General features: G+C 62.4%; 25 protein-coding genes and 1 tRNA gene. 15 read left to right on the top strand and 11 right to left on the bottom strand.

All coding sequences use genetic code 11. The features are described from left to right. Positions 1–188 precede the first annotated feature (188 nt). From QP968_RS04220 to rlmB, 6 genes are all read left to right on the top strand, one after another. Positions 189–773: a CarD family transcriptional regulator gene (locus tag QP968_RS04220; protein WP_284855162.1), complete on the top strand. Its 585-nt coding sequence runs from the start codon at positions 189–191 to the stop codon at positions 771–773. Between the two features lie 9 nt (positions 774–782). Continuing rightward, complete coding sequence (ispD, locus tag QP968_RS04215) at positions 783–1,523, top strand: 2-C-methyl-D-erythritol 4-phosphate cytidylyltransferase (RefSeq protein ID WP_284855161.1); 741 nt, start codon at positions 783–785, stop codon at positions 1,521–1,523. Between the two features lie 117 nt (positions 1,524–1,640). Beyond that, positions 1,641–2,747: an HNH endonuclease signature motif containing protein gene (locus tag QP968_RS04210; protein WP_284855160.1), complete on the top strand. Its 1,107-nt coding sequence runs from the start codon at positions 1,641–1,643 to the stop codon at positions 2,745–2,747. Positions 2,748–2,768: 21 nt separating this feature from the next. Further along, positions 2,769–3,269: a 2-C-methyl-D-erythritol 2,4-cyclodiphosphate synthase gene (gene ispF, locus QP968_RS04205; protein WP_284855159.1), complete on the top strand. Its 501-nt coding sequence runs from the start codon at positions 2,769–2,771 to the stop codon at positions 3,267–3,269. A 14-nt stretch (positions 3,270–3,283) separates the two neighbouring features. After that, entirely contained in the window at positions 3,284–4,687 is a 1,404-nt protein-coding gene (gene cysS / locus QP968_RS04200; RefSeq protein WP_284855158.1) for a cysteine--tRNA ligase, read from the top strand. Positions 4,688–4,693: 6 nt separating this feature from the next. Continuing rightward, positions 4,694–5,632 (top strand): 23S rRNA (guanosine(2251)-2'-O)-methyltransferase RlmB, encoded by a 939-nt coding sequence (gene rlmB, locus QP968_RS04195; protein ID WP_284855157.1) that lies wholly within the window; start codon positions 4,694–4,696, stop codon positions 5,630–5,632. Positions 5,633–5,688: 56 nt separating this feature from the next. On the opposite strand, the gene QP968_RS04190 is transcribed toward rlmB, so the two are convergent. From QP968_RS04190 to QP968_RS04175, 4 genes are read right to left on the bottom strand one after another with little or no spacing between them, the layout of a single operon-like run. Then, a complete protein-coding gene (locus tag QP968_RS04190) occupies positions 5,689–6,588 on the bottom strand; it encodes a siderophore-interacting protein (RefSeq protein WP_284855156.1) in 900 nt (299 codons plus the stop codon). Between the two features lie 4 nt (positions 6,589–6,592). Further along, positions 6,593–7,381, bottom strand: a complete 789-nt coding sequence (locus QP968_RS04185; RefSeq protein ID WP_284855155.1) for an ABC transporter ATP-binding protein — start codon at positions 7,379–7,381, stop codon at positions 6,593–6,595. Next, positions 7,381–8,406, bottom strand: coding sequence for a FecCD family ABC transporter permease (locus tag QP968_RS04180; protein ID WP_084576421.1), 1,026 nt, complete (start codon positions 8,404–8,406; stop codon positions 7,381–7,383). Before QP968_RS04180 ends, QP968_RS04185 begins: the two co-directional genes overlap by 1 nt. A gap of 35 nt (positions 8,407–8,441) precedes the next feature. After that, positions 8,442–9,515 carry a FecCD family ABC transporter permease gene (locus QP968_RS04175; protein ID WP_284855154.1) on the bottom strand — a complete coding sequence of 358 codons (1,074 nt, stop codon included), beginning with the start codon at positions 9,513–9,515 and terminating at the stop codon, positions 8,442–8,444. Between the two features lie 76 nt (positions 9,516–9,591). Between QP968_RS04175 and QP968_RS04170 the strand changes: the two genes are divergently transcribed. Next, positions 9,592–10,614, top strand: a complete 1,023-nt coding sequence (locus QP968_RS04170) for an ABC transporter substrate-binding protein (protein ID WP_284855153.1) — start codon at positions 9,592–9,594, stop codon at positions 10,612–10,614. A gap of 41 nt (positions 10,615–10,655) precedes the next feature. Here QP968_RS04170 and QP968_RS04165 read toward each other — a convergent pair whose 3' ends face one another. After that, positions 10,656–11,579: a CE1 family esterase gene (locus QP968_RS04165; RefSeq protein ID WP_284855152.1), complete on the bottom strand. Its 924-nt coding sequence runs from the start codon at positions 11,577–11,579 to the stop codon at positions 10,656–10,658. Positions 11,580–11,608: 29 nt separating this feature from the next. Between QP968_RS04165 and QP968_RS04160 the strand changes: the two genes are divergently transcribed. Continuing rightward, positions 11,609–12,727 (top strand): LacI family DNA-binding transcriptional regulator, encoded by a 1,119-nt coding sequence (locus tag QP968_RS04160; RefSeq protein WP_284855151.1) that lies wholly within the window; start codon positions 11,609–11,611, stop codon positions 12,725–12,727. Here QP968_RS04160 and QP968_RS04155 read toward each other — a convergent pair. The 5 genes from QP968_RS04155 to thrE form a co-directional block, all read right to left on the bottom strand. Further along, entirely contained in the window at positions 12,657–13,424 is a 768-nt protein-coding gene (locus tag QP968_RS04155) for a trehalose-phosphatase (RefSeq protein ID WP_284855150.1), read from the bottom strand. The two genes, QP968_RS04160 and QP968_RS04155, sit on opposite strands and share 71 nt — an antisense overlap. Then, positions 13,421–13,864 (bottom strand): putative periplasmic lipoprotein, encoded by a 444-nt coding sequence (locus tag QP968_RS04150; protein WP_284855149.1) that lies wholly within the window; start codon positions 13,862–13,864, stop codon positions 13,421–13,423. Before QP968_RS04150 ends, QP968_RS04155 begins: the two co-directional genes overlap by 4 nt. Then, positions 13,861–15,198, bottom strand: coding sequence for an alpha,alpha-trehalose-phosphate synthase (UDP-forming) (locus QP968_RS04145; protein ID WP_284855148.1), 1,338 nt, complete (start codon positions 15,196–15,198; stop codon positions 13,861–13,863). The genes QP968_RS04150 and QP968_RS04145 overlap by 4 nt, the downstream gene beginning before the upstream one ends. 18 nt (positions 15,199–15,216) lie before the next feature. Then, positions 15,217–15,603, bottom strand: a complete 387-nt coding sequence (locus QP968_RS04140) for a histone (RefSeq protein ID WP_284855147.1) — start codon at positions 15,601–15,603, stop codon at positions 15,217–15,219. 66 nt (positions 15,604–15,669) lie between these two features. Next, entirely contained in the window at positions 15,670–17,202 is a 1,533-nt protein-coding gene (gene thrE / locus QP968_RS04135) for a threonine/serine exporter ThrE (protein WP_284855146.1), read from the bottom strand. A gap of 111 nt (positions 17,203–17,313) precedes the next feature. On the opposite strand from thrE, the gene QP968_RS04130 reads away from it, so the two are divergent. The 3 genes from QP968_RS04130 (at position 17,314) to QP968_RS04120 (ending at position 19,689) form a co-directional block, all read left to right on the top strand. Next, positions 17,314–17,386: transfer RNA gene (locus tag QP968_RS04130), tRNA-Thr, on the top strand. Positions 17,387–17,534: 148 nt separating this feature from the next. Then, a complete protein-coding gene (locus tag QP968_RS04125) occupies positions 17,535–18,248 on the top strand; it encodes a response regulator transcription factor (RefSeq protein WP_284855145.1) in 714 nt (237 codons plus the stop codon). Between the two features lie 100 nt (positions 18,249–18,348). After that, positions 18,349–19,689 carry a sensor histidine kinase gene (locus QP968_RS04120; RefSeq protein ID WP_284855144.1) on the top strand — a complete coding sequence of 447 codons (1,341 nt, stop codon included), beginning with the start codon at positions 18,349–18,351 and terminating at the stop codon, positions 19,687–19,689. Between the two features lie 4 nt (positions 19,690–19,693). Here the strand turns inward: QP968_RS04120 and QP968_RS04115 are convergent, their stop codons facing one another. Next, the gene (locus tag QP968_RS04115) at positions 19,694–20,116 is read right to left on the bottom strand and encodes an HIT family protein (RefSeq protein ID WP_284855143.1); all 423 of its coding nucleotides are present in this window, start codon (positions 20,114–20,116) and stop codon (positions 19,694–19,696) included. A gap of 31 nt (positions 20,117–20,147) precedes the next feature. Between QP968_RS04115 and purD the strand changes: the two genes are divergently transcribed. From purD to QP968_RS04095, 4 genes are read left to right on the top strand one after another with little or no spacing between them, the layout of a single operon-like run. Further along, complete coding sequence (gene purD, locus QP968_RS04110) at positions 20,148–21,419, top strand: phosphoribosylamine--glycine ligase (RefSeq protein ID WP_284855142.1); 1,272 nt, start codon at positions 20,148–20,150, stop codon at positions 21,417–21,419. A 13-nt stretch (positions 21,420–21,432) separates the two neighbouring features. Then, positions 21,433–22,875, top strand: coding sequence for an adenylosuccinate lyase (gene purB / locus QP968_RS04105; RefSeq protein WP_284855141.1), 1,443 nt, complete (start codon positions 21,433–21,435; stop codon positions 22,873–22,875). 22 nt (positions 22,876–22,897) lie between these two features. Further along, on the top strand, positions 22,898–23,773 hold the full coding sequence (locus tag QP968_RS04100) for a phosphoribosylaminoimidazolesuccinocarboxamide synthase (protein WP_284855140.1): 876 nt from the start codon (positions 22,898–22,900) through the stop codon (positions 23,771–23,773). Between the two features lie 26 nt (positions 23,774–23,799). Next, positions 23,800–25,917 carry a S9 family peptidase gene (locus tag QP968_RS04095; RefSeq protein ID WP_284855139.1) on the top strand — a complete coding sequence of 706 codons (2,118 nt, stop codon included), beginning with the start codon at positions 23,800–23,802 and terminating at the stop codon, positions 25,915–25,917. Positions 25,918–25,973 lie beyond the last annotated feature (56 nt).

Below are 25,973 nucleotides of genomic sequence, written 5' to 3'. Positions count from 1 at the left end.
GGAATTTTTAGGCGTATCAACGTATCAGCCTAGTCTTTTCTCCCCGACTATTCACAGTTTCCGGTCAGCGTGTGGGTGCAACCGGGGGTATCCATAATGGGGCCCGGTGCTTGTTTGGGGCCGGTGGTAGAATCGGGACGTTATTCGTGTGGCGGTAGTCGTCGATAAGCATGCGCGAAGGAGAGCGAATGGATTTCAAGGTCGGAGAGGTAGTTGTCTACCCGCACCACGGTGCGGCGCGAATTGCGGACATTGAGCAGCGAGAGATGGGCGGGGAGACGCTGGACTTCCTCGTGCTCAACATTCTTCAGTCTGACCTGTCGGTGCGCGTGCCTATTAAGAACGCGGAGCTCGTTGGCGTGCGCGATGTTGTCGGCGAGGAGGGCCTACGCAAGGTCTTCTCTGTGCTGCGTGAGACCGATGTGGAGGAGGCTGGCAACTGGTCCCGCCGCTACAAGGCCAACCAGGAGCGTCTCGCGTCCGGCGATATTAATAAGGTCGCGGAAGTTGTGCGTGACCTGTGGCGCCGTGACCAGGGCCGTGGCCTGTCCGCGGGTGAGAAGCGCATGCTGGGCAAAGCTCGCCAGGTGCTCGTGGGTGAGCTTGCGCTCGCCGAACCTGTCGACGAAGCCAAGGCCACCGGCATGGAAGAAGAAATCCAGGCCATCATCGCCCGCCACGTGGAGCAGGGCCTCGTGGCTAAACCGGAGGGCGATTTCGACGCGGAAGATGACGTCGACCTCGACGATCTGAGCTTCGACGACGAGGACTAGACCATCAGTGTGAACCGGCGCGTCGTCGCGCTTGTTGCGGCGGCGGGGCGCGGAACCCGGCTTGGCGCGGAGATACCGAAGGCCTACGTGTCGCTGCGTGGCCGCACGTTGTTGGAACGTTCCGTGACGGCGATGGAAACGTCGGCTGTCGTGGACCACGTCGGTGTGCTAGTCAGCCCCGACATGGAGCCACTCGCGCGTGAGTTACTGCGCGACCATGACGTCCAGTTCATCCACGGCGCAGGCGAACGCGCCGATTCCGTGTGGGCGGGCCTGCAGGCCTTGCCTTTCGGCGATGCCGTGGTCCTCGTTCACGACGCCGCCCGCGCTCTGACACCACCGGGCATGATCGCGCGCGTTGCACGCCGAGTACTCGGTGGCGCCCCAGCCGTCGTTCCGGTCCTGCCCGTTGCCGACACCATCAAGCTTGTCGACGCCTCCGGGGCCGTCCTCTCCACCCCCGACCGCTCCCACTTGCGCGCTGTCCAAACCCCGCAAGGCTTTGACCTGGCTACCTTGCGGAAGGCGAATGAGGCCTACTTCGCTGCTGTTGCTTCGAGTGATGGCGCGAACTTTGTGCCCACCGATGATGCGAGCCTCATGGAATGGTTCGGCGTCCCTGTGTCCACGGTGCAGGGCGACCCGATGGCCTTTAAAATCACCACTCCCATCGACCTTGTGCTGGCGCAACGCATCACGGACGAGGCAGAACCCACTGTTTTTGACGTGCCCGGCAACCCCGGAAAGTGAAAAACCCCATCTTACTTAGACTGCTTTAGACCCCTGTTTGGTTCCATGAAATGTGAAAATGTGGGAAATCTCAAAAACCCTTGTTAAGCAGCACTTTTGGGTAATACCTTTGGGGGCATGAACTTTAATACTGTGATCGCGGCCTTATCGGGGGGCGCAATAGAAATGTTGGAGGGGTTTGATCGCGAAGCCGCGCTGGACGCCGGGATGTCGCAGACAACTGCGAATAACTGGAAGCTCGTGCACGACGCGTATTACGGTCCGACCACGTCGCCGTCGAAGCAACGGCAGGCGCGGGAGAAAGCACGTGCGCAGGGGGTGAGCCTCGACAAACTCGTGCACATTGAGAAGAAGCTCAAGCCGATCAAGAACAACCGGACGCGCAACAAGCTTCGACTCACTTTGCTCGCGGTGCGTGGCAATTACAAGGCGCTGCTCGCCTTAGCTAGGAAACTTCTACCGGGTGCGGATACGCCGCCGGAGAAGAAGATGACTATCTCACCGTCGCGTCACGGCCGGCGTCGCGTGGTGTTCTGGGCGGATGAGCGTGATGTCGCTGACCTGGAATACGCGTTGCTGGAGGGGGTGGATCCGGACATGCCTTTAGCGCCACAGCTCCTTGAGCATTTCCTGGCGCTCATCCGGGATGGCGGGGGCGTGCCATACGCCGTCCCGCGGCCGCAGTTGCTCATCCCGTTGCCAGAGTGGGTGCGCATCATCCGCGGCGAAGGCGATGATGTTGTGCTCGGGCTTACCGACGGCACCACCACCACCGGCGCCGATTTCCTCACCACCCACACCGCCAACCCGGACAACGAATTGGAAGCAATCGTCTTCCACCCCACGGAAGGCGCAGTGAACCAGTACCGCCTGGAGCGCTTCGCCAACGCGAAGCAGCGCGACATGGCGCGTGCAACGCAGCCGATCTGCACCAGCCCTGACTGTCGCCGGGGCGCGGACCAGTGCGAAATCCACCACATCAAGGCGTGGAAGAACGGCGGGGAGACCAACGTTAACAACCTTGCGCCACTGTGCCGGTACCACAACCGCGTCAACGACGATGACGCACACCTGGCTCGCCGGGGTCACGCGGAGATGCGTGGTGGTGCGCCGGTGTGGGTCTCCCCACGCGGATTCGCCAGGACGAACAAGCTGCACCCCTTCGGCGGGATGCGGTCCCTGTTCAACCACGACCCGTCGAAGGTGCCAGCCCCTGCAAGTTAGGGCCAACTAGGATCGGGGCGCATGAAGAACTCTCAGAGCCCTCATCCGCTGTCCACTTTGCGCGTTGGTACTGCTTTCGACGCCCACCGCATCGACCCCGGCAAACCCTGCTGGATCGCCGGCCTCCTCTTCGAAGGCGTAGACGGATGCGAAGGCCACTCCGACGGTGACGTGGTCAGCCACGCCATCGTCGACGCAGTTTTGTCTGCGACCGGGCTGGGGGATCTGGGGAGCTTCGTTGGCGTCGACCGCCCAGAATACGAAGGGGTCACCGGCGTACAGCTGCTCACGGAGTTGCGCGAGCTTGTCACTGCCAACGGATATACGGTGCTCAACGCCTCAGCCCAACTCATCGGCCAAACACCCAAGATGGGCCCGGTGCGCGAAGAAGCGGAGCGCGTCCTGTCCGAAGCTCTCGGCGCACCCGTCTCCGTGAGCGCCACGACGACCGACGGGATGGGTTTCACGGGATCGGGGGAGGGGAGAGCGGCGGTGGCGACGGCGCTCGTCGATAAGCGATAGTTAAACTGGGGCGCGTGACTCAACGCATTTTTGACACCGCGACCCGCACTCTCCGCGAATTTGAACCTCTCCGTGAGGGGCACGTCTCGATGTATGTGTGCGGTGCGACGCCGCAGTCCTCGCCGCACATCGGGCATTTGCGTTCCGGCGTGGCCTTCGACATCGTGCGCCGCTGGTTCCTCGCCACCGGTTACGATGTCGCTTTTGTGCGCAACGTGACCGACATCGACGACAAAATCCTCACAAAAGCCGCCGAAAACGGTCGCCCCTGGTGGGAATGGGTGTCCACCCACGAGCGCGAATTTACACGCGCCTACAGCACGCTGGGCGTTCTGCCACCGAGCGTGGAGCCGCGCGCGACTGGGTTCGTGACTCAGATGGTCGACTACATGTCTCGGCTTATCGACGCTGGGTTTGCCTACGCCGCCGACGGCTCCGTCTACTTCGACGTTGCTGCCTGGGTGGCGGCGGAAGGCTCTGACTACGGGTCTTTGTCCGGCAACCGCGTCGAGGAGATGGAACAAGGCGAAACCGACGTGGCCGGCAAGCGCGGCGCCCATGACTTCGCACTGTGGAAGGCTGCGAAACCCGGTGAGCCAAGCTGGCCCACCCCCTGGGGCGATGGCCGCCCCGGCTGGCACCTGGAATGCTCCGCGATGTCCACGTGGTACTTGGGTGCTGAGTTTGACATCCACGGTGGCGGGCTTGACCTGCAGTTCCCGCACCACGAGAACGAACAAGCGCAATCCCACGCTGCCGGCGATGGATTTGCCCAGTACTGGATGCACAACCACTGGGTGACCATGGCGGGGGAGAAGATGTCGAAGTCGTTGGGCAACGTGCTCTCGATCGACAACATGCTGGAGACCGTGCGCCCAGTGGAGCTGCGCTACTACCTGGGGTCCGCGCACTACCGCAGCGTGCTGGAGTATTCGCCGGCTGCGCTGCAAGAGGCAGCGGCGGGTTACCGGCGTATTGAGGATTTCGTGGCACGCGCTGCTACTGGTGGCGCTTCGGTGGCTCGTGGCTCGTGGACTCCCGCCTTCGCCGACGCCATGAACGAGGACTTCAGCGTGCCCAAGGCACTCGCAGAGATCCACAACACCGTCCGTGCAGGCAACAAGGCGCTCGCGGAAGGCGACGCAGCGTTGGCGCGCACGCTTGCTGGCTCCGTGCGCGCCATGACCGCTGTGCTGGGCATCGACCCCGGCGAATGGGCGTCTTCGGGCGCTTCCGGTGCTTCTGGTGCGGCAGAGACGGCGCTGGACGTCCTCGTCCAGGCTGAACTGGAACGCCGCGCTCAGGCCCGCGCAGACAAGGACTGGGCCACCGCCGACGAGGTCCGCGACCGCCTCGCCTCCGCCGGCATTGAGGTCACCGACACCGCAGATGGTGCCACGTGGGAGCTGAAGGGATAAAGAAAAATGGCTAAACCGTACGAGCGCCCCGACAAGCAGAAGAAGAACAAGAAAGGCGCCACCAAAGGCTCCGGCGGCAAGCGTCGACGTGGCCTGGCGGGCAAGGGGCCGACACCGAAGGCCGAGGACCGCGTCTACCACTCCGCCCACAAGCGGAAGCTGGAACGCCAGCGCCGCGACCAGGGCCGTCACGAGCGGGAGCAAGCGGACCTCGTGGTGGGCCGCAACCCGGTCATCGAGTGCCTGCACGCGAAGGTGCCCGCCGAGGCTCTCATCATCGCGCATGGCACGGGCCACGACGACCGCCTGAGCGAGGCGGTCCTCATTGCCAACACCCGCCAAATCCCGGTGCACGAGGTGCCGCGCCGGGACCTGGACAACATGACCGGCAACACGCTCCACCAGGGCATCGGCCTGAAGATCCAGCCGTACAAGTACGCGGATGTCTTCGACCTCATCGCTGGCGTGAATGATCGCGGTGAGAACGGCATGTTCGTTGTGCTGGACAACATCACGGACCCGCGCAACTTAGGTGCGGTGATCCGTTCGACGGCGGCGTTCGGTGGGCACGGCGTGATCATCCCGGAGCGTCGTTCGGTGCAGGTCACGGGTGTTGCGTGGCGGACGTCTGCCGGCACGGCTGCCCGTCTGCCGGTTGCGCGTGCGACGAATCTCACGCGCACGATCAAGGAGTTCAAAAACAACGGCTACATGGTCGTGGGCCTTGACGCGGGTGGGGAGCACACCCTGGACACGTTCAACGGTGCGACGGACCCGGTGGTCATCGTCGTCGGTTCCGAGGGCAAGGGCATTTCCCGCCTGGTGCGTGAGAACTGCGACGTCATCATGTCTATCCCCACTGCGGACTGGGTGGAGTCCCTCAACGCCTCCGTCGCCGCGGGTGTTGTGCTCAGCGAGTTCGCCCGCCAGCGCCGCACGAACTAGAGCTGCCGCGTTGTGGTGGCGGGCTGTATCGTCTGCCGTGCGCAGAGGGGGTGCGGTCAGGGACGGGCGCGGCCCTGGATCCAGAAAGGACTCCAGAAGATGTTCTTCGGGGCAAGTCCCAGTTCTTCTTTGGCAAACCGGCGCGCTTGTTTCGCTAACGCGGATTCGCAGCAGGCGTAGACGTAGCGGATGCCGTCAAACTTGCGTTCAACACGGAGTTTGCAGGTCAGGCACTGCAGTAGAGCATCGACGTGCTCGGAGTAGCCGGAATACACGATGTCCATGCTGGCCACGCGCGGCCGCCAATCGAGGAACTCCGGCGAATGGTCGGCGGACGATTCGGACACGAGAACAACGTGTGTTTGAGCCAGCTCGGCAGGGTGGAATTCGTCGAGGAACTCGAGAATGCCCAGGATTGACGGGGCGGAGGTTGCGTCACCGACGAGCAGCTGCGGCTCCGCACGATTGAACGGGGCGTACGACGGCCGGTGCCACAGCCCGTTTGCCGCCACAATGCCCACCTTGTCGCCGGGAGTGGCGGAGAGTACCCATCGTAGGCCGGGGCCTTTCGCATCGGCGACGTTGTCTACTCCGTGAGTGACGATCTGTGTGGATAGAGTGTTGTCACGCCAGTTCAAGTGGCGGATTGTGTACCAGCGAAGATCGGGACGAGTAGCGCTGGGCAACGACGCGACATGGCTGCGGATGTTCGCCGTTGCCTGCGGCGGTATCGGCGTATAGTCCTGGCCGTGCTGTGGCATGAGCAGGCCGAAGAATTCGTCGGGTCCTGTGATGCCGAAACTGGCCAGCTCAGGGGCATAGAAAGTGATCTCACGGACGTGTGGCGCAATCAGCTTGTTGGACACTACCTCGGCTGTGAATATTTCTGCGCCGTCGCGGGTGGGGATGGTATTGATGTGGGGGTCGTTAAACGCCACCGATGGTGAGACAGCCATGGTGTCACTCCTTCTCCGCCGGGGCAGCGGGGATGATGAGCGGGCCGCCGACGGCAGGATCTTTTTCGACCAGCGCGTCGAGGTCGAAGACGCTGCGCAGTAGCGCAGGTGTGATCACGTCAGTGGGGGAGCCGGAAGCCTGCAGCGCGCCGTCACGCATGACAAGGAGATGGTCGGAGTAGCGGGCGGCGAGGTTGAGGTCGTGTAGCACCATGACCACGGTGCGGTCGCTCTGGGTGTTGAGCCGTCGTACGAGGTTAAGTACGTCGATGGAGGTGGAGAGGTCGAGGTAGGTGGTGGGTTCGTCGAGAAGCATAGTGGGCGTTTGTTGCGCGAGGACCATGGAGATCCAGACGCGTTGGCGCTGCCCGCCGGAGAGCTGGTTGATGTCACGGTCCGCCAGGTCGGTCGATTGGGTTTGGGCGAGCGCGTCTGCGACGACCTCGCGGTCTGTCGATGACCATTGGTTGAACCACGTTTGATGCGGGTGTCTGCCCCGCCCCACCAGGTCTTTGACCAGTAGTCCCTCGGGCGCTGTGGGGCTTTGAGGCAGCATGGACAACAGCGTGGCGAGCTGTTTGCGGGGCATCGCGCGCACGTCGCGGCCACCAAGAAGCACTTCGCCTGACGACGCCACTAGTCGCCCCACCGCCTTCAACATTGTCGACTTCCCGCACCCGTTAGGCCCGATGACCGTGGTCACTTTGCCGGCAGGGATGTTTACGTCGAGTCCGTCAATGACTGTCTTCGTTCCGTATGAGACCCGTAGGTTGCGCACGGTGATGCCGTCCATTAGATCGAATTCCTCCGGTTGTTTTGAATCAGCACGTAGATGAGGAAGCTTCCGCCAAGCACTGCGGTGAGCAGGCCCACCGGAAGGGCGACGGGCAGAGCGTGGGTGGTGACCAAGTCGGACGCTGTGACGAGCAGCGCGCCGGTGAGCGCTGAAGCGGTCAGTGGCGGTGAAGAAACCGCGCACAGACGCAACGCCACCTGCGGCGCGACGAATGCGACGAACCCGATTGGTCCTGCCGCTGCCACCGCCACGGCTGCAAGAACGGCCGAGCAGGCGATGAACGTTAATTGGTTCCGGCGGGGGTTCTGCCCCAATCCGGTGGCGAAATCAGGGCCAAGCTCCATCGCTTTGAACTGGTAGCTGATCCAGGCTATGACAGGGATAAATACTCCCAGCAGGACGAAGACGGGGGTGGCGGTATGCCAGTTGGCGGCGTTGAGGGAGCCGGTAAGCCAGACAGTGGCTGCTTGGGCGTCGCGAAGATCGGCGCGGATGAGAAGGTAGCTGACGTACGCTTGGAGCAGCGCATTGATGATCACGCCGAAGAGGACCAGACGGAAGGAATCGACATTGCGCCGGAACGCAAGCAGCCAGATCACCAGCGCCGACGCCATTGCGCCGACTGCTGCCGCAGTGGAGATGCCCAGCCCACCGATCCATGACGTGACCACGCTCGCGCTTCCCGTGCCAATCACGATCACAGTGACGGCTGCAGCGGACGCGCCCATCGTGATGCCGAGGATATCGGGGCTAGCCAGCGGGTTCCGCGTGACTGATTGCATCAGCGCACCAGATAGCCCCAGTGTGGCGCCCACGCCGACGGCTGTTGCAGCGCGTGGCATACGCCATTTGAGCACCACGAGTTTCTCTGTCGTCTCTCCCCCGCCGAGCAGAACGTTCCAAACGGCGCCAAGTGGCAGGTTGTAATCGCCCACAGCGAGCTTGAGGGCGAAGAGCACAAGCACAGTCAGCGCCAGCAGCACTGTGGCTAGGAAGACTCGCGGCCGCCACGCTGCGCTCATCTGTCCCACGCTAATCGACGCCCTAGTTTCCCTCCTCACAGCGCCATCACCTTATTCCTGTACATCATCCATATGAAAAATGGTGCGCCCACAAACGCCAGCACGATGCCCACTTGCACTTCCGCTGGGCGGGCGATGAGGCGTCCGGCGATATCGGCGTACAGCAAAAAGTTCGCCCCAATGACACTGGAGAGGGGGAGGATCCAGCGGTAGTCCGGACCGCAGATTGTGCGGCTGATGTGCGGAACAACCAGGGCGAGGAAGCCGATTGGGCCTGCCGCTGCTGTTGCGGAGCCGGCTAGTAGAGCGATGATCGCCATCCCGGCCACCCGGTGTCGTTGCACATTTACGCCTAGTGAGCTGGCTACGTCTTCGCCCAGCGTCAACAGGTTCAGCCCTGGGGCCGAAGCGAATGCCGCCACCACCCCGAAGCCGATGAACGGCAGCACACCCCAGAAGACGTCGAGGCTGCGGCCTGCCACGGAGCCTACGTTCCAGAAACGCATTTGGTCGAGGGAGTTGGCGTCGATAAGCACAAAGGCGGAGGTGGCTGCCCCCATCACCGCCGACAACGCAGCCCCGCCAAGTACCAGATTCAACGGGTTGACATGGCCGTTTCCCGCAGCGGCGAGCGCGAAAACCGCTACCGTGGCTAGCCCCGCCCCGATGAACGCCACGACCGCTGACCCGGTCACGCTTGTTACCCCGAGGAACGTGAATGACACCACCACCGCCAGCGCCGCCCCTGCAGACACCCCCAAAATCCCCGGATCCGCTAACGGGTTGCGTGTGTGCCCCTGAATCAACGCGCCCGCTACCCCAAGGGCCGCTCCCACGAGGATTGCCAACAGCGTGCGCGGGAACCGCAGCGCCGCAACAGTGAGTTCGTCCTGTGAAATCGTGTCCATGTTGCGGCGGAGGTCGCGGATGTGGGTGAGTGCGTGCCAGACGTCGACAAGCTCGATGTTGCGCGCGCCAACCGCAAGACTGAGTATGAACCCCGCCGCGAGCAACGCGAAAAGTGCTGCTAATGCACCACTTTTGCCCGTCAGGCTGAAACCGGAGCGCACCGTATGGGGTGGCGGATCCGCCTGCGTCGCAGTTTTCATGACAGGCAGTCTAGACTACCTAGCACCAGTTAGGGTAGCCTGACCTATCGAACTATTTATGGGTGGAAGGATTGACATGAAACGTATCGCTAGCCTTTTCGTAGCCTGTGCAACCGCGGTGGCACTCGCCGCGTGCTCCGGCACCGCAAACGACCCGAACGACCCCGGTTCCGCAAACGGCGCGCCCGCAGGCGACTTTAAGCCCGTGTCCATCAAACACGCGCTCGGCACCGCAGAAATCAAGGAGAAGCCCGAACGCATCGTCACCATCGGCCAAGGCTCCGCCGAAATCGCCATCGCGATGGGCCACACCCCCGTTGCCATCCAGTCCTACGCCTGGGGGTCCGACGAGTCCGGCTACCTGCCCTGGATCAAAGAAGCCGTCGAAGAACGCGGCGATGAGCTGCCCAAACAATTCGAAGGCGATGACGCGCTTAGCGCAGAGGAAATCCTCGGCTACAAACCTGACGTGATCCTCGCACCATGGTCAGGCATCACTCAGGAACAGTACGACCAGCTGTCCAAGATTGCCCCAACCATCGCCTACGAGAAAGATCCGTGGACGATCACCTGGGAAGAGCAAGTTGACGTGATTGCTAAGGCACTTGGTGAACCTGACAAGGCCCAAGCCGTCAAGGACGATGTCAAAGCTGCCTTCGAGGAACAGTCCGAAGAAAACTACGGCAACTACACCTTCAGTTATATTTATAACGACGGACCCCAGAACTTGGGTATTTTCCTTCCCGGCGAGCAGCGCGTCGCGTTCTTGTCCAACTTGGGCCTGAAAGTCGACGACGTGTACAAGCAGTTCCCGGAAGTTCCCGGCACCGACTCCGCTGAACTGTCCAAAGAGAACGCGGACGCACTAAACAGCTCTGATCTCATATTCACGTTCTACTCTGATGAAGCTAACCGTGATGAGATGCACAAGGACCCTGTCTACTCTCGCATCAAGGCCATCGAGAAAGGTGCCGAGGTCGCAGCGACGGATCAGTCGTTGGTCACCGCGTCCTCAATCATCAATCCGTTGACCGTGCGGTGGGCCGCACCACGATTCAAAGAGCTTATCGACGTCGCCATCGCCAACGCCAACAAGTAACCCCAGGCACTAGTCGCACTGGCTCGACCTGAGCTATTTATCTAGAGCCCAAAGAAGTGCGCGACGAGTTCGGCCCCCACGACCTTGTTCGTGCTGGGGCCGAGCTTTTTGTCCATTTCTTTCGGGTTGGGGACGACATGGCCCATGCCCTCGATCGTCCACAGCTCGACTGGTGCCGCTCGACCCGCGGGTGATTCTGGAGCCCCTGGGCCGAAACGGTCCACTCGTACCCCGTCGATGGGGCGAGTAGAGAGAGATTCGGCGTTGACAGGGGTCGGCGTTAGGCCGTCGGTTTCCGTGTGCGCGTGGTTGTTCGTGTCCTCCGTGCCCAGGCCGTTGAGCTGTGCGAAGAAGCGTGCCGAATCCACGGCGCAGCGCGCCACCCCGCGGTTGGAATTACCAATGCCGGAAGCACCGCCTTCATAAGGCACAAGGGGATCTGCCGTCCCTTGGACAGACAGGACGGGGACTGGGACCCAATCCTTGTAGTGGGTGGCAAGCTCCGGCAGCACGTTATCGGCCGCTGGCCACGGCGCCCCAAAACACGCGATGCCATCCAGGAAACCGGGCGCCTCCAATCCCAATCGCTGCAGCATCTGGCCTCCGTTAGAGAAACCGCAGCCGATGATCTGGCCAAAGTTGAGATCAAACTCTGCGGCGAGGTGGGAGGGGAGGGAGGTGAGGAAGGAGGTATCGTCGATAAGCGATTTGCGCGCTGCCTCGTTGAAGCCGACTCGATGGTCGTTGAAATGCCTGTCCACTCCGTCCGGGTACACGACGACGCAGCCGCGCGCGGTCAACGCGTCAAACGTGTTGCCCGTGAAGCGTCGCGCCACGGAGCCGGACTGCAAGGAGCCGTGAAGGAACAACACCAGATCCGCACCCGGTGACACCTCCCCCGGCAGGACGCAGGTGACGCGACGTTCGCGGCCGTCGTGGGGCAGGTTGAGACGCTGGACAATCACGTCCTACACACTAGCGATACAGTGTCCACATGGGTCAGAAGAAGGGCACACTCGCCTCCATTGCCGCTGAGCTGGGTGTTTCGCGTACGACGGTGTCGAATGCCTACAACCGCCCGGAGCAGCTGTCGCCGGAGTTGCGGGAGAAGATCTTTGCAGTGGCCCGCGCCCGCGGTTACACGGGGCCGGACCCGATGGCGCGTAGCCTGCGCACGCGCCGGGTGGGGGCGATCGGGGTGATTCTGACAGAGCATGTGTCGTATGCGTTTGAGGATCAGGCGTCGATAGATTTTTTAGCCGGGCTCGGCGAGAGTTCCGCCGGTGCCAACACCGCGCTCACGCTGATCCCGTTGGGTCCGAGCGAAACGGGGGAGATCAGTCCGCTCATTGCCAGCGCGCTGGTGGACGGGTTCGTGGTGTACTCCGTGCCACACGGCGAGCCGCACCTTGAGGCGGTGCAAGCGCGTGGGTTGCCGGTGGTGGTGTGTGACCAGCCGTACCCGGATGGAGATGTTGCCTTCGTGGGCATTGATGACCGGGAGGCGATCATGCCCGCCGCGCGTGCCCTCGTGGAGGCGGGGCATAGGCGGATCGGCATTGTGGGCAAGCGCTTGTTCAAGGATGCGGCGCGCGACGGTGCCGTGACCAAAGCGGAGGTCAAGGCGGCAGACATGCACGTGCAGCGCGCCCGCGTGTTGGGAGCCCTCGACGTGTTCGAGCAGGCCGGCATCAACGATGTGCCTATAGTGACCCGCCACTTCAACGACTACGGTTCTGCGATGGATGCCGCGCGTGAGCTGTTCGCGCTGGCCCCGGACCTGACCGCAGTGTTGTGTACGACGGATTCGATGGCGCTCGGCGTGCTCGAATACTGTCTCGAGCACGGCCTGGACGTGCCGGGGGACATTTCCATCACGGGTTTCGATGGCGTCGAGTGGGCACTCGCCCGCGGCCTGACCACGGTGATTCAGCCCAACAAACAGAAGGGCGCGACAGTAGGGAAGGTGCTCTCGGAGCTCGTGGAAAGCTCGCTTATCGACGCCTCCCCCCACCTCCCCCGCCTCACCCTTCCCACCCGTTTCAGCCCTGGGCAGACCGTCGGGCCGCCGCGAGCCTCAGAAGGAACTGTGCCATCTCTTCCACCGAGCTGAGGCGATGCTGCGCGCAGGTGTCGGCGGTGACGGTGCCCGTTGCCGCGCCGATCTTAATCCCTACATCCCCTCGCGCCGGGTCGAGGACGGCGAGGGCGGTTTCATCGGTGACGTCATCACCCGCGAAGAGTGTGGCGTCGAAGCGGGTTTTCTCCGCGCTCAACCATGTCCCCTTCGTGGTGGTCACGGCAGAAAACTCCACGACGTTGTGGCCTGGAGTCGGTGGAATGCGTGACGGTAGCGCGAGGGCTTCACGCAGCATCGCGGCCTTGAGCGTGGTGTCCTCCACTTTGGCTACGTGCAAAACACGCTGGTAGGGCTTCACCTCCACGAAGGCCGGTGCCACCGCAATGCGTTCCAGTTCGGCGCCGATGCGGTCTAATTCCGCATGTTCTTCGGCGGTCAGGGTCGGGCCACCCTGCGTTGGCTCCGCACCATGGGAACCCACGAGGATCACCGGCTCACGCAGCGGGCACACCTGCCGCAAGCCGTCCAGGTGGCGCCCTGAGAGCACAGCAACCGAAGTCCCCGGCAACCCCGCGAGCTCCTCCAGAGCAGCGATCGCACCCGGATGTGGATGCACGGCATACGCGTCCGGACCAAGCTCGCAGATCGTGCCATCAAAATCTACGCAGACCAGCAGGTTGTCTACTTGCGCAAGCTCAGCAAGCAGCTTGTCAACCAGTGAATCGATCATTGCGCCACAAGCCTTATCGCGGGTCTATCCACCCCATCTGTCCGCTTCGTCATCACCAACTCCTTAGGTGCATCTTCGCCGTAGGTGCGGATGTCGAACTCGGAGCCCTCGGTCAGCAGGGAGGTCAGGTGGGTGTGGAGGGTGCGGGTGCCGCCGAGGCAGTCGTCGATAAGCGGGCCCTCCTTGACCTCCACCAACCGGACAAAATCATTGGAGACCTCAGCCCGCGCCTGCAGCGGAGCGCACCCCGTCTGAACAGCGATTGATGACGGCCCGAACGCGAGCACCGCACGCCCCGCCGCATCCGTCGTCACACCGCCGGGGGTTGCTGGGTCCACGTAGACCGCGACAACTTCCCACGCCGTCTGCTCCAGCTCCCCGGGCTGCGACGCGCACCCGGCAAGCAGAACGCAGGAGGCCAACGCCAACACACGCTTCATCGACGGTCCTTCCTTACAGCGGCGAGTTCACTCAAGAACGATTCTGCCCAACGCGACACATCGTGCGCGCGGACATGCGCATTCATATGCAGCATCGCATCGCGCGCGGTGGGGGAGCCTTGCGCCTCGACGGCGGCGACGATCGAGTTTTTCACCGACTCCACATCAAACGGGTTGCACAGGTGGGCCCGGTCCAACTCCACCGCAGCGCCGGCGAACTCCGAAAGCACGAGCGCGCCAGAACCATCCGGGTGGCACGCCACGTACTCCTTAGCCACTAGGTTCATTCCGTCCTTGAATGGTGTGACCAGCATAATGTCGGCCGCCGAATAGTAGCTGCGCAACAGGGATTTTGACACCGCATGATGTTCGTAGTGCACCACCGGGTGGCCCAACTTGCCGTAGCGGCCATTGATGCGACCCACCGCTTCCTCTACGCCAGCGCGGGTGGCCTTATAACTATCGATGCGCTCCCGCGACGGAGTAGCCACCTGAATCAACGCTGCCGACTCCAAACGCCCTTCCTCCAAGAGTTCCTCGAACGCGGTGAGGCGCTGCAGGATGCCCTTGGTGTAGTCGAGGCGGTCCACCCCCAACATGAGGGTGTTCGGATTGGATACTAGGCTGCGGACCTGTGCGATGGCGGTGTCGTCAGCTTTGTCGAATTCGCCGGCATCAATCGAGATAGGAAACGTTCCCGTCCGTGGTGTCGTCGTCTCCGGGTCGCTGGCGGCAAGATCCAAGAAGTTAGTTTCATCCCGGCGCCGCTGAAACCCGATCAAGTCCGCTGCCTCCAGCCCGCGCAGCACCTGCTTGCGCCACGGCAATTGGCGGAACAAATCCGGATGGGGGAAGGGGATGTGCAGGAAAAACCCAATGGTCACGTCGGGGCGCAGCTCTCGCAGCATGCCGGGTACCAGCTGCAGTTGGTAGTCCTGCACCCACACCGTGGCGCCTTCCGCGGCGGCATCAGCAGCAGCGCGCGCGAACTTCTCATTCACCGCGTGGTAACGCTGCCACCACTGCCGGTGGTACTGCGGCGTGACAATGAGGTCGTGGTACAGCGGCCACAGCGTGGAGTTGGAAAAACCTTCGTAGAAGTCTTCGAAGTCGTCGGCGTCGAGTTCGACGGGCTGGAGCAGGATGCCGTCGTGAGTAAAAGGCGGGAATGTTGCGTCGGGCTCGCCGGGCCAGCCGACCCAGCAGCCACTGTTGCGCTTCAGTACGGGAGCGAGCGCCGCCACAAGCCCGCCGGGGGATGCCACCCACTGTTCGTCAACCCGGTCAACCGGCAGCCGGTTAGCCACGACAACGAATGCGTTGTCCCCGCTCATGATTCGTCCTCGAACTTTCTAGCTGCTCGTGGATTTTTTGGCGGTTTTCTTGGTGGTTTTCTTCGCGGTCTTCTTGGCCGCCTTCTTCACGGTTTTCTTAGCCGTCTTCTTCGCTGCCTTTTTCGCGGTCTTCTTGGCGGTCTTCTTGGCCGTCTTCTTCGCGGCTTTCTTCGTCGCCTTCTTCGCAGGTTCGCTTTCGGCCTGCGCGCCGCTGGCCAGGTCTTCTTCGAACTGCTTGTACACCAGGCCTTCAGGCTCAACGCCGAGCATGCACATGAGGGTCACGCCGTCGGTCAGATCCTCGGCGTAGGTGGCCACAACACTGCGCGCGCCCGCGGCGGTTTGTTCCTCGACCGCGTGGACGGCTTCCGGGTTCGGGCGGCTATCAGTGATCTTGGGGGGCACGGTTACCTCCATCGGTGTCGGGTTGATTGCTTATCGACGAGCCCTTCTCGACCCATTCATCCTACGCTACTGCCCAGCCGGCGGCGTGTTTGGACGCTTTGGCTGCTTGTGGGGCTTGGGATGTTGTTTTTTGGCGGGGTTGCCTGAGAGGCGTCGAGAAGCAGCTTGTTCGGCGCGTCTGATCTGCTGGAATGTGATGCGGCCGGCGGTGCGGAAGGCGTTGTACGGGTTGAACAGTTCGGGGCGACGGATGCGGCGTGTGATCCATTCGCCGAGGACAACGCCGCCGGCAAGAGCCATGCAGGTGCCGATAGCAAGGAAGAGGTTGTTCAGTCCCAGCACGGTTTGCTCGTTGAGCAGGGCGTACATGCTGCGGTACACACCGGAGCCTGGAAGGAACGGGGTGACGCCGGCGACGGCGGTGATGAGCGGCGCGATGAGGAAGCGGCGGGCCAGCAAACCACCGGCGAGTCCGACCATGACGGCGCACAGTGATACGGCGAAAAGGCGCCCAGCGCCGAAGGGGATGAGCACCGCATAGTAGGTGAAACCACCTACGAGCGCGGTGACAGCGGACACGATGATCGCGCGGACCTCCGCGTAGGCGGCGAGCGCGAAACCAGCGGCTGCCACGGCGCCGCCGATGATGCGCACGGCGGCGGAACTGTACGACGGTGTGGGCGGTTGTGTCTCGATCGGAGGAAGGCCTGCGCCCATGAGATCGGCCACTTGGATGCCGCCGGCCACACCGGCGACGATTGCGCCGGTGAACAGGATTGCTTGGAAGAAGCGGCCACTCGCTGTGACGGGGGAGCCGGTCACCCCGTCTTGGAGTGATTGCACGAGCGTTAAGCCGGCGAGCAGCACGACGATGCCGGTTGCGATGACTTGGCTTGGCACAATCGTCGTCCCCGCCCGCGCGGCCAGGGTGTAGAAGATCGCTGCCGGCACCGTGGCCAAAAAGCCACCGACAACGCAGTGGTAGAAGTACGGCAGTTCGTTCTTGCCTAGCCACAGGTTGATGGTGGTGATCAGTGCGGCGGTGATGGCGCCGAGGGCAGACATGAAGATGTCGCCACCGAGCAGAATCGCCACGGCGGCACCCAGCATGGTCCAGCCGGCGATGGAAACCCACCAGGGGTAGGGGGGTTTGGCGCTGTAGATGCCGTCAAGAATTTTTTCGGCCATCTCAGGCGGGGTGGCACCCGCGCGGATGGAGCGGATGAGCCGGTCGACTTCTTGTAGTTTGGTGTAGTTCTCGGTCATGTCGGTGACCACGCGGAACACCCCGACCGGTTGCTTGCGCGTCGTGCCGATGATCGAGTTCACGGTGATCGTGTTCAACGTGATGTCCACGTGGCAGTAGTGCAGGCCGTAGGAGGACGTGACGGCGTGGATCTGCGCTTTGGCATCGGAGCTGGTGGTGCCGTTGGCGATGAGGATTTCGCCGACGCGCGCCCCGATGGTCATCACCGCGGCGACCTGCGCTGGGTCCGTGAGGTCAACAGGAGCCAGGACAGAAGGCGGCGGAGACGTGCGTGCCTGGTCGATCGTTGCTACAGGGCCAGAGGAGCGCAAAGCGTCGCGTAAGTTCTTCATCACCGGTGCCACATCGGATACAGTATCTTGTTGGGCGTTCCCCCGTCGCCTTTTGTTGCTTGGGGTGGGCGGCTTGTATGATGGCGGGTCAGTGCCTTTTGGGGCACGGGTGCTGGAGTGGCGCAATCGGTAGCGCAACGGTCTTGTAAACCGTAGGTTGCGAGTTCAAGTCTCGTCTCCAGCTCATTTTTTCGCTTATCGACGATAAACCCATCACCCCCACCCAGCCCACGTACAGCAAACGTTCAGGGTGGGGTTGTTTACTGGTGGTCATTGCGCGCGTTTTATGAAACGCCTTAAGAATCCGAGAGAAAGCGAACCCAGAGAACATCATGGCTGAGACCACAACCCCGCAGAACGTAAAGGTGCTTGTTGTTGATGATGAGCCGAATATTGTTGACCTGCTGACTGTGTCGTTGAAGTTCCAAGGCTTTGACGTTGTTACAGCGGATTCGGGTCAGGAGGCACTGAAGCTGGCTCACGAGCACAAGCCGGATGCGTACATCCTGGATGTGATGATGCCGGGGATGGATGGCTTTGAGCTGCTGTCCAAGCTGCGTGCTGACGGTTTGGATGCTCCGGTCTTGTTCCTCACGGCGAAGGACGCGGTGGAGGACCGCATCCACGGTTTGACCATCGGTGCGGATGATTACGTGACTAAGCCGTTCTCCCTCGAAGAGGTGATCACCCGCCTGCGTGTGATCCTGCGTCGTGGCAATGTCACCGATGAGGAGTCGAAGGACGCCACGATCCGCTACGCAGACCTCACCTTGAATGATGAGACGCATGAGGTGACCAAGGCAGGACAGATCGTCGAACTGTCGCCCACCGAGTTCAACCTGCTGCGTTACTTGATGCTCAACGCTGAGGTGGTACTGTCCAAGGCGAAGATCCTGGACAACGTGTGGCACTACGACTTCGGTGGGGACGGCAACGTCGTGGAGTCCTACATTTCCTACCTGCGCCGCAAGGTGGACCAGGAGGAGCCGCAGCTTATCCAGACGGTGCGCGGTGTCGGATACGTTCTGCGAACTCCGCGCCAGTAGAGGCTAGACTCCACCTGTTATGGGGTCTCCCACGCAACGGTTCCGCGTCCAGCCAACTACTTTTCTGCGCCTTGCCACCGGTAGGGTCTCACGGACTCGATTGGCCACGCGCCTGCTGATCATCCTGATAGTGGTGTCTGGCCTTGGCCTCGTGGGCATGTCTACGGCCGTGTATGGCTTAACCCGCGGCCAGATTTATGAGCGCGTGGACTCCGACCTGAAACGCAGCCTGGATACGTGGGCGTTGAACCCGGATACCCGCTCCATCAATTCGTCGCTGCCGAGTGAGTACATGCTCATCTCTTTCGTGGGGGGCGAGCTGCGCGCGATTAACGCCTCAGGCACCATCCCTAACCTGAGTGAGCTGACCTACGACCGCCAGCCACACACCGTCGCTTCCCTGCCCACGGGGGATAACGGGGAAGAGAAGCAGTTCCGGGTGATCGCGGTGCGGTCTGTGGATGGCACCGTCACCATCGTGGCTAAACGCCTAGATGATGAGGTGCGGTTGTTGGATGGGTTGGGGGTGGTGTTGGCGTCGATAAGCATTTTTGTGCTTGCGATGATGGGCGCGGCGGGTACGTTCTTTGTGCGGCGCGCGCTGCTACCCATCAAGGAACTGGAGAATACCGCGATGGCAATTGCGGATGGCGCGACCGATTGCCGCGCCCCCAACTGGCCCCGGAGCACTGAGGTGGGGCAGCTGTCGTACGCGATGAACACCATGATTGAGCAGCTGCAGGAAACGCTCGAGGAATCGCAGGAGAAAGAGGAACAGATGCGTCGCTTTGTCGGCGACGCCTCGCACGAACTGCGCACTCCGCTGACCAGTATTCGTGGCTACACGGAACTGTATCGCGCCGGGGCGACCGACGACGCGGACATGGTGTTGAGCAAGATCGACGAAGAATCCGGCCGCATGAAGCTCCTGGTCGAGGACCTTTTGGCGCTCACCCGTGCGGAGGGCTCGCGCCTGAACATGCGCAGCGTGGACATGCTTGAACTCGTGCTCTCCGCAACTAGCTCCGCGCGCGCAGCATTCCCGGATCGCACACTGAACGTGAACAACGCGGCCGACGACATCCCCATGGTCTCCGGTGACCCCGACCGCCTGCACCAGGTGCTGCTCAACTTGATCGCCAACGGTTTTAAACATGCTGGCCCCGACGCCGAAGTCACCGTCACGGTGCGCGAATACCTCGACCGCGTCTACATCGACGTCGAAGACAACGGTGTGGGCATGTCGCAGGAAGATGCCGCGCACATCTTCGAGCGTTTCTACCGCACCGACACCTCCCGCAACCGCTCCAAAGGCGGCGGCGGTTCCGGGCTGGGATTAGCTATTACGAAGTCACTCGTCGAGCAGCATGACGGCGCGATCACAGTGTCCACTGAGCTGGGCAAGGGCACGAAGTTCACCGTCAGCCTGCCCAAGCTCTGATCGTTTACCTGCGCCCGTCATCCCCCGTGCCCAACTTCTCCCGCAGCTTCGCCGCTGCTTCGTCCATCTGGGCTGGGTCAGTTTCGTCGTGGCGCATGACACTAGCCAGGTTGTAGCCGGACATGTCATCGGCGGGGAAGACGTGGATGTGGGCGTGCGGAACCTCAAAACCGGCGATGAGGTAGCCGGCCCGCTGGGAACCGAAGGCGTCGATGACAGCCTTGCCAATTTCTTGCGCGACCTCGTTGGCATGAAGCCAGACCTGCGGGTCAAGGTCAGTCCACTTGTCCACCTCGGCGACAGGAATGACCAGGGTGTGGCCGTAGGCGATGGGCTCGATGGTCAAAAACGCGGCGACGGTCTCATCGCGGTAAACGAAGCGACTGGGGATCTCGCCGTTCAGGATCTTTGTAAATACTGTGCTCATGCCAGCCCAGGGTAGCGATACAATCACAGGCATGCGCATCCTTGTCATCGGTTCGGGCGGCCGCGAACACGCCCTGCTTACTGCACTGTCCCGCACGTCAGCCGGCGAGCACGAGCTTCACGTCGCACCAGGAAACGCTGGTATGCGCGCAACAAGGCACGATGTGGCTGTTGATGATCCGGCGGCCGTGACCGCCCTGGCCCGCGAAATCGGGGCGGATTTGGTGGTCATCGGCCCGGAACAGCCGCTGGTGTCTGGTGTGGCAGACGCGCTGCGTGAGGCAGGTATTGCGGTCTTCGGCCCGTCGCAGGAGGCGGCAAAGCTGGAAGGTTCCAAGACGTTTGCCAAGGAGGTCATGGCTACTGCCGGTGTGCGTACTGCGCGCGCGAAGCAGGTGACGGACCCGGACATGGTGAAGGTGGAGCTGCGTGAGTTCGGGCCGACCTTCATTGTGAAGGACGACGGCCTGGCTGGAGGCAAGGGTGTTGTGGTCACCGACGACGTGCGTGAGGCCGTGGCCCATGCGAAGGCTGTGATTGAGGGAGGTAACCCGGCGTTGCTCGAGACCTTCTTGGGCGGCCCGGAAGTCTCGCTGTTTTGCCTTGTCGACGGCGAAACCGTCGTCCCACTATTGCCCGCCCAGGACCACAAGCGTGCCTACGACGGCGACGAAGGCCCCAACACTGGCGGCATGGGTGCCTACACTCCGCTGCCATGGCTGCCGGAAGATGGCGTGCAGCGCATCGTCGATGATGTTGTTGTACCTGTTGCTCGTGAAATGGTGCGCCGCGGCACCCCGTACTCAGGCTTGCTGTACGCCGGCTTGGCATGGGGCGACGAAGGCCCGGCAGTGATCGAGTTCAACGCTCGCTTCGGCGACCCGGAAACCCAGCCGGTGCTGGCACTGCTGGAGTCCTCGTTGGCGGATGCGCTCTACGCCACTGCGACGGGCACGCTGGCGGACCTGCCACCGCTGAAGTGGAAGGATGGCTACGCCGCTACCGTCGTGTTGGCTGCCGAGGGTTACCCGGCCAACCCGCGTAAGGGCGGGGAGATCACGGGTGAGGGGTTGGAGGATCCGCGCATAGTCCTTCACGCCGGCACCGCAGAGGGCGAAAACGGCGGCTACGTTGCTGCAGGTGGGCGTGTGCTCAACGTCGTGGGTACCGGCGCAACCCTGGAGGAGGCCACGAAGGCAGCGTATGACGTGATTGAGAAGATCTCGCTCGACGGCTCCTTCTACCGCCACGACATTGCGCGCCCCGCGATTGACGGAAAGATCACGGTAGGCCCTTCCCGCTAGGACTCATGCGATAATGGGCCGCGTGAGTAACGCGAAGCCCCATAATGCCAACGTCCTGTCCAACCGCTACGCCTCGCCGGAGATGGCGCGGCTGTGGAGCGCCGAGCACAAGATCGTGCTCGAGCGCCAACTGTGGATCGCCGTGATGCGCGCCCAGCGCGACCTCGGCGTGGACATCCCCGAAGATGCCATCGCGGCCTACGAGGCCGTGGTGGACCAGGTGGATCTTGGTTCCATCGCGAACCGTGAGCGCGTGACGCGCCACGATGTAAAGGCGCGTATCGAGGAATTTAATGCGCTGGCGGGCCACGAGCACATCCATAAGGGCATGACCAGCCGTGACCTGACGGAGAACGTGGAGCAGCTGCAGATCTACCGTTCGCTCGAGCTTGTTCGTGGCCGCGCACTCGCGGTGCTCAACGCGGTGGGCAACCGCGCGGTGGAGTACCGCTCCCTGGTCATGGCGGGCCGCTCCCACAATGTGGCGGCCCAGGCCACCACGCTGGGTAAGCGCTTCGCTTCGGCTGCCGATGAAATGCTGGTCGCCCTCGACCGTGTCGAAGACCTGCTGGGCCGCTACCCGCTGCGTGGCATCAAGGGTCCGATGGGCACGGCGCAGGACATGCTCGACCTCGTTGGTGGCGATGAGGCGAAGCTGAACCAGCTCGAGCGCGCGATTGCACAGCACCTCGGCTTTGAGCGCATCTTCGATTCGATGGGACAGATCTACCCACGCTCGCTGGACTTCGACGCTGTGTCCGCGCTCGTGCAGCTCGGCGCTGGCCCGTCGAGCCTGGCCACCACGATCCGCCTCATGGCGGGCAACGAGACCGTCACTGAGGGCTTCAAGGAAGGCCAGGTCGGCTCCAGCGCTATGCCGCACAAGATGAATGCGCGTTCCTGCGAGCGCGTCGGTGGCTTCCAGGTGATTCTGCGTGGCTACCTCACCATGGTCGGTGACCTTGCTGGCCAGCAGTGGAATGAAGGCGACGTGTTCTGCTCTGTTGTGCGCCGCGTGGCGCTGCCGGATGCGTTCTTTGCCATCGACGGAATGATGGAGACCTTCCTTACCGTCCTCGCCGAATTCGGCGCGTTCCCGGCCATGATCACGCGTGAGCTGGACCGCTACCTGCCGTTCCTGGCTACTACTCGCATCCTCATGGCCAGCGTTCGTGCCGGTGTTGGCCGCGAGACTGCGCACGAGGTGATCAAGGAACACGCCGTGGCCATGGCGCTGGATATGCGCGAAAACGGTGAGGAGCAGAACCTCGTGGAGCGCCTCGCCGCGGATGATCGCCTGCCGCTCAACCAGCAGCAGTTGGAAGAGGCGCTCGCGGACCGCCACGCGTTCATCGGTGCTGCGGAGTCCCAGGTAGACAACGTTCTGGCGCGGATTCAAACGTGGGCCGAGAAGTACCCGGAGGCGGTTGCCTACACTCCTGGAGAGATCTTGTAGCGAAAGGCGTAACATCTCTCGCATGCGTCCAGAGCTTTCTGACTATCAACATCTCTCCGCGGGCAAGGTCCGCGAGATCTACGAGATCGACGATGACACCCTCTTGATGGTGGCCACCGACCGGATTTCCGCGTTCGATTTTGCGCTCGAGCCGGAGATCCCGGACAAGGGCAAGATTCTCACCTACACCAGCGATTTCTTCTTTTCGCTTCTCAGTGGCGTGCCCAACCACCTCGCCGGCCCCCTCGATGATGAGAGGATCCCGGAAGAGGTGCTGGGTCGGGCGATCGTCGTGAAGCGTCTGCAAATGATCCCCTTCGAGTGCGTTGCCCGCGGTTACCTGACGGGCTCCGGTAAGAAGGAATATGACGCTGGCGGTGCCGTCTGCGGCGTTGCGCTGCCGGAGGGGCTCAAGGAAGCTTCGAAGCTGCCGGAGCCGATCTTTACGCCTGCCACCAAGGCGGAGCAGGGGGATCATGATGAGAATGTGCGGTTTGAGTACGTCGTGAAGCATCTTGGTAGTGAGCTCGCGGAGAAACTTCGCGCGGCCACCCTGGATATTTACACGCGTGCCGCGGAGTACACCGAGTCGCGCGGGATTATTCTTGCGGACACGAAGTTTGAGTTCGGCCTGGACAAAGACGGCACGCTCGTGCTTGCCGACGAAGTCTTGACCCCCGACTCCTCCCGCTACTGGCCCGCTGATTCCTACGAGGAGGGGCAGGTTCAGCCCAGCTTTGACAAGCAGTACGTGCGCAACTGGCTGACCGGACCGAAATCCGGCTGGGACCCAGCAGAAGGCACCCCGCCGCCCGAGCTGCCGGGTTCCGTCGTGGAGGCCACGCGTGACCGTTACATCGAGGCGTACGAGCGCCTGTCGGGCCGCAAGTTCGTGTGATCTAGCGGGGGCTAGACTCGGTGGGCATGACTGATAAGCCCACTGCGCCTTTAGCTCCTAAGCACCCCATCACGCGTTCCTTCCACGGCCGTGACTTTGTGGATGACTACGAGTGGCTGCGCGATAAAGAGTCGCGGGAAACCCTCGCCTACCTCGAGGCGGAGAATGAATACACGAAGCAGTGCACGGCGCACCTTGATGGTCTGACGGAGCAGATCTACACCGAGATCAAGTCCCGTGTGAAGGAGACGGACATGTCCGTGCCCGTGCGCCAGGGTAACTGGTGGTACTACGGCCGCACGGAGGAGGGGAAGAACTACGGCATCAGTTGCCGCGTTCCTGTCGCTTCAGGTGGAGATCCGTGGCTGCCACCCACCCTGCCGGAGGACGGTTCGGGCTTGCCAGGGGAGCAGATCCTTTTGGATCTCAACGAGTTAGCGGAGGGGCATGACTTCTTCGCTGTCGGCGCATCCAGCGTGACCACATCCGGCCGCTTCCTTGCCTTTTCGACGGACACCGCCGGCGACGAACGCTTTGACCTGCAGATAAAGAACCTGGAGACCGGCGAGCTGCTGCCTGACACCATCCCGGGCATCTTCTACGGCGCAACGTGGGCGGGGGAGGACTACCTGTTCTACATCCGTGTTGATGAGGCGTGGCGCCCGCACCAGATCTGGCGCCATAAGGTCGGCACCCCAGCCAGCGACGATGTGCTGGTGTACGAGGAGGAGGACGCGAAGTTCGGTGTGGGCATCGCAGCGGATCGTTCGGAGTCTTACCTACTCATCTTGTCTTCGTCTTCGCTGACCACCGAGTATCGTGTCCTGCCCATGTCCACCCCCGAAGGTGACTTCGAGGTTCTCTGGCACCGCGAATCGGGCGTGGAGTACCACGTCGACTACGCCGCTGTCGCCGGGGAGGAGTACTGGATTGTCACCCACAATGCGTGTGGGGTGAACTCGGGGGTGGGCGCGACGCGCATAGGCAATCTTGTGCCGCTGCGCGAGCTGGACGAGCTGATTCAGCACAACGATGAGGTGCGCATCGAAGGCGTTGACGCCTACCGCGATTTCGCCTTCGTTGCTTATCGACGCGGTGGCATCGGGCGGCTGGCGGTCGCCGATCTACGCAACGGCTTCGGTGAGTTCCGGGAGCTGGACTTCGACGAGGAGCTGTACACCGCCTCTTTGGGCGGCAATCCCGAGTGGGACGCACCTGTTGTGTGCGTGGTCTACACGTCGTTTACGCAGCCCGCGCAGGTGCTGAACTACCGCGTGGACACCGGCGAGTTCACGCTGCTCAAGGAACAAGAAGTGCGCGGCGGCTACAACCCGGAGGACTACGTGGCTACCCGCATGTGGGCGACGGCCGCGGACGGCACGCGCGTGCCCATGTCTGTCGTGCGGCGCGCGGACCTGGACATGACGCGGCCTAACCCGACGCTGCTCTACGGCTACGGCTCCTATGAGGCGTCGACCGATCCTGGCTTCTCCGTCGCGCGGCTGTCGCTGTTGGATCGTGGCATGGTGTGGGTCTGCGCACACGTGCGCGGCGGTGGCGAGATGGGTCGCCTGTGGTACGACAACGGCAAGATGTTGGCGAAGAAGAACACGTTCACGGACTTCGTGGCCTGCGCAGATGAGCTGATTAGCGCCGGCGTGACCGCCCCTTCCATGCTCGTTGCCGAAGGTGGCTCCGCTGGTGGCCTGCTCATGGGTGCCGTGGCGAACTTGGCGCCGGAGAAATTTGCCGGCATTCAGGCGATCGTGCCGTTCGTGGACCCACTGACGTCGATTCTGAAGCCGGAATTGCCACTAACTGTTGGTGAGTGGGAGGAATGGGGCGACCCGTACCACGACCCGGAGGTCTACGACTACATGGCTACCTATGCGCCGTACGAGAACGTGGAGGCCAAGAACTACCCGAACATTCTGGCGGTGACCAGTATTAACGATACGCGTGTGTTGTATGTGGAGCCGGCGAAGTGGATCGCAAAGCTACGGGCAACTGCGACGGGTGGCCAGTTCCTGCTTAAGACCGAAATGGCGGCCGGCCATGGCGGCGTGTCCGGGCGGTACGCCAAGTGGAAGCAGACAGCGTTCGAGTACGCGTGGACGCTACATACCGCCGGCGCAGTGAGATGAGTCACGTATGGCCCGCCTGATGTACGAAGCGACAATACCCAGGAGTATTAATGACC

Source organism: Corynebacterium sp. MSK041 (assembly GCF_030232265.1).
Lineage (GTDB): Bacteria > Actinomycetota > Actinomycetes > Mycobacteriales > Mycobacteriaceae > Corynebacterium.
The sequence above is the reverse complement of the archived record's forward strand: the minus strand, read 5'-3'. Positions and strand labels throughout refer to the sequence as shown.